The 9660-nt window shown below is 48.8% G+C and carries 9 protein-coding genes; 3 read left to right on the forward strand and 6 right to left on the reverse strand.

The features are described from left to right. The first annotated feature begins 250 nt into the window (after positions 1-250). The gene (cax, locus tag ACKFKF_RS32860) at positions 251-1414 is read left to right on the forward strand and encodes a calcium/proton exchanger (RefSeq protein WP_446871593.1); all 1164 of its coding nucleotides are present in this window, start codon (positions 251-253) and stop codon (positions 1412-1414) included. A gap of 2 nt (positions 1415-1416) precedes the next feature. On the opposite strand, the gene ACKFKF_RS32865 is transcribed toward cax, so the two are convergent. Continuing rightward, complete coding sequence (locus tag ACKFKF_RS32865; RefSeq protein ID WP_446871594.1) at positions 1417-1908, reverse strand: hypothetical protein; 492 nt, start codon at positions 1906-1908, stop codon at positions 1417-1419. 778 nt (positions 1909-2686) lie between these two features. On the opposite strand from ACKFKF_RS32865, the gene ACKFKF_RS32870 reads away from it, so the two are divergent. After that, positions 2687-2845 (forward strand): type II toxin-antitoxin system HicB family antitoxin, encoded by a 159-nt coding sequence (locus ACKFKF_RS32870; protein WP_446871595.1) that lies wholly within the window; start codon positions 2687-2689, stop codon positions 2843-2845. Here the strand turns inward: ACKFKF_RS32870 and ACKFKF_RS32875 are convergent. Beyond that, positions 2814-3836 carry a GUN4 domain-containing protein gene (locus ACKFKF_RS32875; protein ID WP_446871596.1) on the reverse strand — a complete coding sequence of 341 codons (1023 nt, stop codon included), beginning with the start codon at positions 3834-3836 and terminating at the stop codon, positions 2814-2816. The two genes, ACKFKF_RS32870 and ACKFKF_RS32875, sit on opposite strands and share 32 nt — an antisense overlap. A 185-nt stretch (positions 3837-4021) precedes the next feature. Here ACKFKF_RS32875 and ACKFKF_RS32880 point away from each other — a divergent pair, with 185 nt between their 5' ends. Continuing rightward, positions 4022-4645 (forward strand): Uma2 family endonuclease, encoded by a 624-nt coding sequence (locus ACKFKF_RS32880; protein WP_446871597.1) that lies wholly within the window; start codon positions 4022-4024, stop codon positions 4643-4645. Between the two features lie 51 nt (positions 4646-4696). Here ACKFKF_RS32880 and ACKFKF_RS32885 read toward each other — a convergent pair whose 3' ends face one another. The 4 genes from ACKFKF_RS32885 to ACKFKF_RS32900 all read right to left on the reverse strand — a co-directional run. Beyond that, a complete protein-coding gene (locus tag ACKFKF_RS32885; protein WP_446871598.1) occupies positions 4697-4891 on the reverse strand; it encodes a hypothetical protein in 195 nt (64 codons plus the stop codon). 97 nt (positions 4892-4988) lie between these two features. Next, the gene (locus ACKFKF_RS32890) at positions 4989-7838 is read right to left on the reverse strand and encodes a cation-translocating P-type ATPase (RefSeq protein WP_446871599.1); all 2850 of its coding nucleotides are present in this window, start codon (positions 7836-7838) and stop codon (positions 4989-4991) included. 257 nt (positions 7839-8095) lie between these two features. Next, positions 8096-9085, reverse strand: coding sequence for an HMA2 domain-containing protein (locus ACKFKF_RS32895; RefSeq protein ID WP_446871600.1), 990 nt, complete (start codon positions 9083-9085; stop codon positions 8096-8098). 275 nt (positions 9086-9360) lie between these two features. Then, positions 9361-9660 (reverse strand): hypothetical protein (locus tag ACKFKF_RS32900; protein WP_446871601.1); only part of this gene is annotated, 300 nt, incomplete at its 5' end.

Below are 9660 nucleotides of genomic sequence, written 5' to 3' on the forward strand. Positions count from 1 at the left end.
CCCCCATTTTTGGGGGATTTAGGGGGCGAAGGATCTCAGCAATGACCGATCGATCGACGTATGTGTACACGGCAGCCTTAAAAAAGGGGGAACAAGCCGTCAAAGTCCCTTTTGAAGGAGGATTTAGGGTATCGAAACTCTGAAACTTTAGAAGAAACACTTTTCAAACATCCTCTTAGACTTTGAGAGTTTAGGGGCTGTTTTTGACATGCCAGGAGGAAGGTCAGAGACTCGGCAATAGGAACGTACCATGACCCAAAAAATACAGCCAAACTTTAATGAAGAAGACGCGATCGCTCATCTAGAGTGGGCGAAAACGATGTCTCGCAAAGACCGCTTTTTGCTGCAAATGTTGGTGTTTGTGCCGATTTGTTTAACTCTGGATTGGGCCCAGGCTGATCCGATGGTGGTGTTTATCACAGCAGGGCTGGCGATTATTCCTCTAGCTGCCTGGATTGCTAACTTTACGGAAGCGATCGCAACCGTCATTGGTTCCTCGCTCGGCGGTTTGTTGAATGCTAGTTTTGGTAACGCGACGGAATTAATTGTCTCGATCGTGGCACTGCGGGCAGGCATGATTGATGTTGTGAAAGCAAGTTTGGCAGGTTCGATTATTGCCAATCTGTTAGTCGGGTTGGGCATTTCGTTTTTACTAAATGGTGTGCGGTTTAAGAAGAAAGACGTACAGGTGAATCTGCGCCGCGCCAATGTTTCTCGCCTTAATGCGGGGTCGCTGAACCTGGCAGTCATGTTTCTACTCACGCCTGCCGCCCTGCAATTCACCTCAAGAACGCTGAATATTGAAGTTCACAATCGCCTTTCTTACACGGCTTCAATTCTATTGGTATCGTTTTATGCGTTGATGCTGCTGTTCTCAATGCGGACACACAAGTATCTCTTTGAACAAGAAGAAGATGCCGAACCAGAGGGCTATGGCAATGAAGTCAGCGGGAAGAAGTTTCTCTGGGTGAATGCTGGTTTGCTGTTGGGTTCAACGATCGTTCTCCTCTTTGTCTCTGAGGTGCTAGTCAGCAGTTTGCAGACGGCCTCCGAAACGCTGGGATTGACCAATCTATTCATGGGTGTGATTGTCTTACCATTGTTTGGGGCGGCGGTGGAATACATTACTTGCGGGATTTGCGCCCTCAAAAACAAAGTCGATTTAGCGGTGTCGGTCGCGATCGGTTCCAGTCTGCAAATTGCCTTGTTTGTTGCCCCGATTTTGGTCTTGGTGGGCTGGTTTATTGGTCAGCCGATGAATCTAGCCTTTGACACCTTTTCGCTGGTTGGCGTGGGCATTACGGTGGTGATGACAAATTCGGTGAGTACCGATGGTCGGCACAACTGGCTAGAAGGCGTTTTGTTGCTGATGACCTATGCTATGTTGGGCACCGCATTTTACCTGCATCCCTGACCTCACTGGCGAGACTGAAGAATCTTTGCGCCAATGTTGATTTGAACTAATCGATACAGTTCATCTGAGGGTTTAGTGGGGGTTGGGCCGCCTAAAAATCCCATCACATTTCTTACCACTTGAATCGGAGTCATAATCAATCCCCAGGGAATGCCCCACCAGCCCACAAACAGCGAAAGCAAGCTGTCTTTTAATTGTTCAATGCGTCCACACTTTCGGCAGCAAATGTGAGGTCTGCTACTCCAAGACGTTAGCACCAATGCTGACCAGACGCGATGAGAGGTGTGAGCATCGACTGGCCCCTGTCCTTTGCAGCGCGGGCACGCACTCTGATGCAACAGTCTGACTTGCTCTCTCAAATGGTCTTCAGGGATCTCCTGTGCGGCAACCAGCGAGTAGCCATTTTGTTGGCATCTGCGATTACAAAACCGATAACCATAAGCTTGAGTGCCGCCAAACAGAATGTTAGTTCCACAATAGTCACACTTCGCCATGTTGCCCTCTCATTCGATGTTCAAAATCGCCCACTACTCTAGCAGACGACTTCAATCCGTCAAGCGTTGTTGGTCTGCAAAGTTTTCAGAGTAGCCATCTTCTCGCCATTTATGTAAGAGTCAAGGCTTGTGATCGTTGCTCAATCGATTCTCCATCGTCCGGACTCTAAAGGGGTGGGTCGTCATGCCAAACATCAGAGGCGCTTCCCTATTCAACAAGTTTCACCCATTGCAAAGGGGCAGGTTCAGAGAGTGAAGTCCATGTTCTTTCAATGAGGCTTGTTTAGCCAGGGAACGCGAAGGGCTTGAACGAGAGATTCGATCGGCGGGGGATTAGTGAGATCCAAGGTTCGTTAAGGCAAAAGCTGCGATCGCTCAGGCAGAGCTAATGTTCGTTAAGGCAAAAGCTGTATTTGTTTGTCCACAAGTTGTGTTCGCCTGCCCAAATCCTGTGTTTGGCTACCCATTCATAAGTTTTGCTTAAAGCAATAGTCCGGACAGTTTTTTGAACGACCCCAAAAGGCTCTCAGGAATTACAGTTCCAGCATTGAGCTATTTTTCAAAGTTGGCTCTATTCCTGACTTTGAAAATAAGATCCTGTCCCACGAGCGAATCAGGGTTTGAACCTGAAAATCTGCTCAAAATTTGTCCGAAGTATTGTTAAAGAGAAGCAAGTTTCGTCTAAGCGTTTCTAATATTTACGCAGCCTTCATCATGCGGTGAACGAAGATTAGCAAATACTATAGTGATAGAACTTCATATCATCTCTTCAATATCTATGTCTTACCAAATCAATGTTGCGATCGAGAAAGATGTGAGTGGCTACTATGCCTACTGCCCTCAGCTTAAAGGTTGTCAAACCCAAGGAGACACCCTGGAAGAAGTGCAAGCCAACATCAAAGAATTCACAAGTCTCTGCGCGAAAGAAGAGAATTAACACCGAAACCAACCCACCTAACCATTAACCCTCTCCATCCTACAAACCCAACAAAAAACACCCAAGGCAAGTGTCCTTTAGGTGTGGAGGTGTTGAAGGTTACACCATCCTCCAGGTAAGTTATCCACTGTTTTTTCACGCGCCATCCAACCAGATCGCCAAACTTTTCCCAGTTGCCGTTATATGTCGTTGGTTTGCCGCATTCCTGCCAAATTTGCTTTTGTACACTAAAGCCAAACTTTCCTTCACTGTATTCCACCCACAGTTGATCGATCGTCCGTAAATCCTGACGCGGGAATTGCTGCACGTCTTTCTCCCGCAACCAGCCTTCTGTCTGCCGCTCCATTGCTACACACATCACTCTTAACGTTTCTCGATCCGCTTCCTGCCATTTGCCAGCTTTCAGCATGTCTCGCAGTGGCTTATAGTCAATTCCTTTTTCTGAGGACAAGTTATCTTCGATTAGGAGACGTTCCATCGCAGGAGGTTTTGACAACGGTGCGATTACCATAGAGCGCAACTCCAAAGGAACCGATGCTTTCTTGCGTTGAGCAATCTTCTCGACCGCGATACGAATTCCCTGCGCTACATTCATCAAGGCTGCATCCTCGTTTTCCCACAACGTCACTGGACGCGCATCTTTGGGAAACGCCTGCAATTTACCAAACGGTGCGCCTTGCCAATCTACCGGACGCAAAATCACCGGAATTACACAGGCTTCTCCCGCTTCGTGACGCTGCATCGCCTGTTGCAGTTCATTTCCCCAGCAATAGTCTGAATTGAGAAACGACGAACTAATCAGCAGCAGAATAATGTCGGCCGCATTCAGGTTCGCGTCAATTTCGGTTGCCCATTCTGCCCCTGCACCAATCTGGCGATCGTGCCAATCCTGAATGACCTGATGCCGTTTCAAGATGCTCAAATGCTCAGACAGCTTATCTCGCAGCGATTCATCTTTGTGAGAGTAGGAAAAGAATACGGTCACTGACATAAGCAACGGAAATTAGAGGATTAGCCGAATTGTAACCCTCCCCACTCGTGCTTTAGGCGGTACGATCGTGTAATAAGTGACAGAATCGTATAATAAATTATCGAAAAGAAGTATTCTTTTACTTGGATTTTCTAGAATTTATCAATCCTGTCGAATGAACAACGATCGCGCCCAAAGGTTATCCCATGATGCAAGCCCTACAACAACCTATCAGCTTTGATGAGTTTATCGCCTGGTATCCAGAGAACTCAGACACTAGGTACGAATTACGCAACGGAGTTATTGTCGAGATGCCAAAAGCGAGAGGCAAGCATTCAGACATCGGAGGATTTCTTGTGATTGAAGCAGGAATCTTGATTCGACAATTCCAACTCCCTTATTTTGTCCCCAAAGAATGCGTAGTTCGCTCAGAGGATGGAGAGTCTGGTTATGAACCGGATGTGATCGTGCTGAATCGGGAAACCATTGACAACGATCCCAGATGGGCAAAGGAGTCGGTGATTACGAAAGGGCAATCCGCCGCGCTAGTCATTGAAATCGTCAGCACCAACTGGCGGGATGACTATCACAAAAAATTCGCTGACTATGAAGCGCTCGGTATCGCGGAGTATTGGATCGTCGATTATTTAGGACTGGGCGGCAGACGCTATATTGGCTCTCCAAAACAGCCGACGCTTTCTGTTTATCAGTTAGTCGAAGGGGAATACGAAGAACAGCAGTTTCGAGGCAACGCTACGATCGTTTCCTCCACTTTCCCAAATTTGACCCTGACGGCTGAACAAATCTTTGCGGCAGGACAAGCGATGTGAACTTGGAAAGGCTGATTAAGGGCTAATTCTGAAGTTACACACCGCTGATCTCTAGCGCTTTCCACCCCAAAATAGATTCATCACTTGCACTTGCAGTTCGGTAAATAGCTCGATCGCCCAGACCACGATCGTTTCTCGCACCACTTCAACTAAAAATTCTGTAACCATGTGAGTGATCAATTCAGCAATAAACCCAGCCATAATTTCGGCGATCGCTTCAGCTAACCAGACAATAACTCCACTCATACAAGCTGCTCCAGGAAGACGGTTCGCTAGAAATTATAGAGCGGATGCAACCTCAGATCAATTTCAGATCTATTATGCGTTACATCCGCTATCGATATCAGCCTGAGCGACGATTTGAGAACCAGCGAATGAACAGTTTCTCAAGCTCGATCCAGACAAAGATCAACGCACTGAAGCCGACACAAACCATTAACTCTGTAAAACTCAGATAATGGGTTCCAAAGAAGTTTCGCAATGGCTCGATGTATAGCAGCATCAACTGCATAATGATCGTGGCAACCACCGACAGTAACATAAAGGGATTTGAGAAGGGACTCACTTCAGCAAAGAGTCGAGTGTTCGATCGAATCGCTAAAGCATGACCCATTTGTGCCAAACATAGCGTAGTAAACACCATTGTTTTCCAGCGATCGCGATCCAGTAGTCCGCCCTGTACCTGTTCGGTGTAGCCATAAGCCCAGGACATCATAAAGATCGTCACCACCGCCAACACCAGCCCAATCCGCACCATGTAAGAGCCTAAACCCCTTGCAAAAATGCTTTCTTGGGTATCTTTGGGTGGCTTTTGCATCACGATCGGTCTTCCGGGTTCCACCGCCAAAGCCAGTGCAGGAACACCATCCGTCACCAGATTCATCCACAAAATTTGCAGCGGCGACAACGGCACCCCGCCCAATCCCATTAACGGAGCAGCCGCGATCGTCAACACTTCCCCAATGTTGCTACCGAGAATGTAGCGAATAAACCGCCGAATGTTGATGTAGACGACTCGCCCTTCTTCGACCGCCGCCACGATCGTCGAGAAGTTATCATCCAACAGCACCATATCGCTGGCTTCTTTACTGACATCGGTGCCTGTAATGCCCATTGCCACCCCGATATCCGCCTGTTTGAGCGCGGGCGCATCATTTACGCCGTCTCCAGTCATCGCAACCACATGTTCGCGCTGTTGGAGTGCCTGGACGATTCTCAGCTTGTGTTCGGGAGAAACGCGGGCAAACACACTCACCTGATCAACCTGCTGTTCTAGATCGGGCTGACTGAGCTTTTCTAACTCTCGTCCCGTGAGAACACGATCGCCCGCCAAAGCAATTCCCAAATCTTCGGCAACCGCTTGCGCCGTCAACTGGTGGTCACCTGTAATCATCACCGCCCGAATGCCCGCCGCCCGACACCGCGCCACCGCATCCCGCACTTCTGGACGAGGCGCATCTAACATACCCACCAGTCCTAGCCAGACTAAGCCCGCTTCGGAGGTGTTTTCAGACGATTCGGGAGGAATTTCGTGGAGCGTTTTGTAGGCAAACCCTAGAACGCGCAGTCCCCGACTTGCCAGGTAGTTGTTTTGATCAACGATTTGCAGGCGAAGTTCATTGCTCAGAGGCTCGATCTGGTTGCCTGCTTCAATGTGTGTACAGCGCTCTAGCGTCAATTCTGGCGACCCTTTGGTAAACATGAAGTAGGGCATTCGATTTTTATCGACGATCGCCAACCCCAGTGTTGATTCGTGACGGTGCCCCTGAGCATCCACAATTACGCTCATTCGCTTGCGTTCTGAAGAAAACGGAAACTCAGCCACACGCGGCAGCCAGCGGTCTTTTTTGCCTTTATCTAATCCAGCTTTCCCCGCTAGTGCCAACAGTGCGCCTTCAGTCGGATCGCCCAAAATGCTCCATTCTCCTTGCTCTTTTTGCAACACGGCATCATTACAAAGAACACAGGCGAGTAGAAGGGCTTGCAGGTCAGCTTGATCATTGGGGTCAACTAGCTTGTCTCGATTCAAAAAGTCGCCACCGGGATTGTAGCCTTCACCTGTCACCTTGAGCGCGCCGCCGTGGGTATAGACCGCCTGCACAACCATCTTATTTTGTGTCAGCGTCCCCGTTTTGTCAGAACAGATCGTCGTCACCGATCCGAGCGTCTCTACCGCAGGCAGTTTACGAATCAGAGCGTTGCGTTTGACCATGCGTTGGGTGCCCAGAGCCAGCGTCACCGTAATCACGGCAGGCAACCCTTCTGGAACGACAGCAACCGCCATACTCAGAGAGACTTTCACCAATTCTTCAAATAGACTAGGACGATAGAGTGTGCCGCCGATGATGGTAATCGCGACAAGAATCAACGCCCCAGTCACCAGCGTATTGCCCAACTGATTCATCCGTTTTTGTAAGGGCGTAGGTTCAGTTTCGACCGACTGAAGCGCTTGAGCAATTTTTCCTAATTCCGTTCGCATTCCCGTTTCTGTTACGAGAACCGTTCCGCGTCCCTGGACAACTTCCGTCCCTTCAAACACTAGATTGATGCGATCGCCCAGGGGTGCATCTTCTGGCAAGGCTCCTGTAGATTGTTTGTTAACGGCGTGGGCCTCTCCGGTCAGAGCGGCTTCTCGAATTTGCAGATTAGCCACCTCTAATAAACGCCCATCTGCCGCGACTTTCACCCCCGCTTCGAGCAGCATCACGTCGCCCGGAACGAGATCTTTGGATTCAATTTCACTAGGCTTGCCGTCTCGAATCACCCGTACTCTCGAAGAAGACAACCCTTTGAGGGCGGCGAGTGCTTTTTCGGCCCGACTTTCTTGCAGATAGCCCAAAACGCCATTTAAGATCACGACCACAAAGATGGCGATCGCGTCTTTTGGAAAGGGGAATTTGCCCGTCGTAAAGCCTTCTCGCACATCCAAAATGGCAGAAATGACTGCGACCGCGATCAGCATCAACAACATGATGTTTTTGAACTGATCCCAGAGAATTTCGATCGGGCCACGCCCTGCTGATTCGGTAAGTTCGTTGGGGCCGTATTTTGCCAAACGATCGCTGACTTCTCGGCTCGTCAAACCAGAGGTGCGATCGCTCTTGAGCTTATGGAGCGTGTTCTCCGCTTCCAACGTATGCCAAGCCACGGCTGCGACTGGCTCAGTAACGCGCGAGTCTAACATGGAAGACATGATATTAAGTTTCCTGAAATGCTGTAATCCGTCTAGCACCTAATTATAGTGCCTGAGTGACATAGTTGAATACTATTAATTAGTATTAAGCATAGAGATGCCGCAGCAGAACGTGAATGTGATCCAGTTTTTCCACTGCCTCCTTGAGTGCTTCTGCCCGCCAAGCTGCCATTCTGGGGAACCTGCAAAAAAACCGACCTCTCTAAGAAATCGGAATCTTCAGCTTCACAATCTTCAGAATTGCAAGTTTCGCGAGTTTAGCTCTGAGTACGCGGCTTTTTAGGGGATTGAGCCTTTGCCGATGACTTTGTGGATTTGCGTCGTTTGGGCGGAGTCGGGGGCACTGTTTTGTCAGAGGGTTCTACTTGGGATGGTGCGGATTCGTGCGGGTGACTCAAAGACATTGCGGGTTCGACTTCGGCTTCAATGACAGTCCCTTGCGATCGACCCGCTTCATTTTGCAACACTTCACCTACAACACTGCCCACGGTTTCCTCAATTTCTACATGAGTTTCTGCGGGAGGCTGCACTTCATCAACCCCTTCTTTGCTCAGGTCTGCTCCGAGGATTTCGTCGATCGGCTCCAGGTCTTCCTCAATCCCTTCTGGGGGGTGATCTGCTTTGGGCTGAGGCGCTGTTTCTTGCGTTAAGGGCATGATCGAACTAGAAGCCGGACTAAAAGATTGAGATGCCTCATCATAGTTCCAGGCAACGCCATCGGGGTCTTGTACCTGCGTCCAGCCATCAAAATTGGGCTTGGTTCTGCGTTGAGTAATCGCCTGAGATGTGTTGTTGAGCCGTTTGGCGAGGGAGGCGGTTGAATGAAGCTGCATGTCTGCGGTCTCTAAGTCTGGCTCGTCCCAGGGAGAAGGAATGGCAGTGTTAGCAACGGATTCTGAAGTTTTAGGAGACGAAGGTGCAGCAGGGCTAAAAGGAGTAGGAGGCGCTTCTAAGGGCGTTGTTTCTGTAATAGGTGGCTCAACCTCAAAAGGCAGCGGAACGGGATTAACTTGCTCAATGAGATCGATTAATTGCACTTGCGCCTCTTCTAGAGAAATCGCTTTAGCTTTGTAAGTCAAGACGATCGACTGCGCCAGTGGATTGAGTCTCACACTAGTAATAAAACTGAGCGATTCAATCTGACGGTGCAGTTTTACCGCGGCCTCCGGGTCTGTCTCCAGCCAGAAAGCTTTGATTCGCATCCGTCCTGCGATCGCATGAACAATCTGATAGCCGATCTGTTCCAATGGATTTTCTATAAAAACTTGGGAATAAACTAATCATATCAACTGGAGTAAGTTTGATTGCACCAGAGGAGTTTCTCAATTCTTTGGCTCAACCCAGGCTCTCGTCTATGAATCATTGAGAATTGAGAATAGATAGTTTATAGTCTGGTGAACATTAAAAGATGCCAGAAAAACACGATGTTAAGAAATTAATAATTCTGAGTGCAGCTTCATTTTCTACGCGATAATCGACTGTGAGCGCTACAAAGCTACGATCGCTCTATTTGCAGTCTGTATTAACCGTCTGTATTAACCACAGTCGTCAACCTTCTTACACTAAAATCAACCTTAGAATGAAGCTCCGAGCTTGGGGCTGATAGGGTGGGTTTTGGGCAGCCGATGGATTTAGAATTTAATGCATTTGAGCGGTTGGCGGTGGCGATCGATGTTGGCTGTGAGGGATGAGGGATGAGGGATAAGGGATGAGGCTGGTTGGCCGGGCTTTCAGCTTTTTTGATTGTTCTAATCAATGTGGGAGTTATCCTGCTTGACTGACAAAACTCAGGAAAGCGAGAAAGGAAGCTAGGAGGGAAGTA

The organism is Phormidesmis sp. 146-12, assembly GCF_052939495.1.

Coding starts and splice junctions, on each gene's coding strand:
- ACKFKF_RS32865 (WP_446871594.1), bottom strand. CDS start 1,908: ATGGCGAAGTGTGACTATTGTGGAACTAACATTCTGTTTGGCGGCACT.
- ACKFKF_RS32885 (WP_446871598.1), bottom strand. CDS start 4,891: ATGAGTGGAGTTATTGTCTGGTTAGCTGAAGCGATCGCCGAAATTATG.
- ACKFKF_RS32875 (WP_446871596.1), bottom strand. CDS start 3,836: ATGTCAGTGACCGTATTCTTTTCCTACTCTCACAAAGATGAATCGCTG.
- cax (WP_446871593.1), top strand. CDS start 251: ATGACCCAAAAAATACAGCCAAACTTTAATGAAGAAGACGCGATCGCT.
- ACKFKF_RS32890 (WP_446871599.1), bottom strand. CDS start 7,838: ATGTCTTCCATGTTAGACTCGCGCGTTACTGAGCCAGTCGCAGCCGTG.
- ACKFKF_RS32870 (WP_446871595.1), top strand. CDS start 2,687: ATGTCTTACCAAATCAATGTTGCGATCGAGAAAGATGTGAGTGGCTAC.
- ACKFKF_RS32880 (WP_446871597.1), top strand. CDS start 4,022: ATGATGCAAGCCCTACAACAACCTATCAGCTTTGATGAGTTTATCGCC.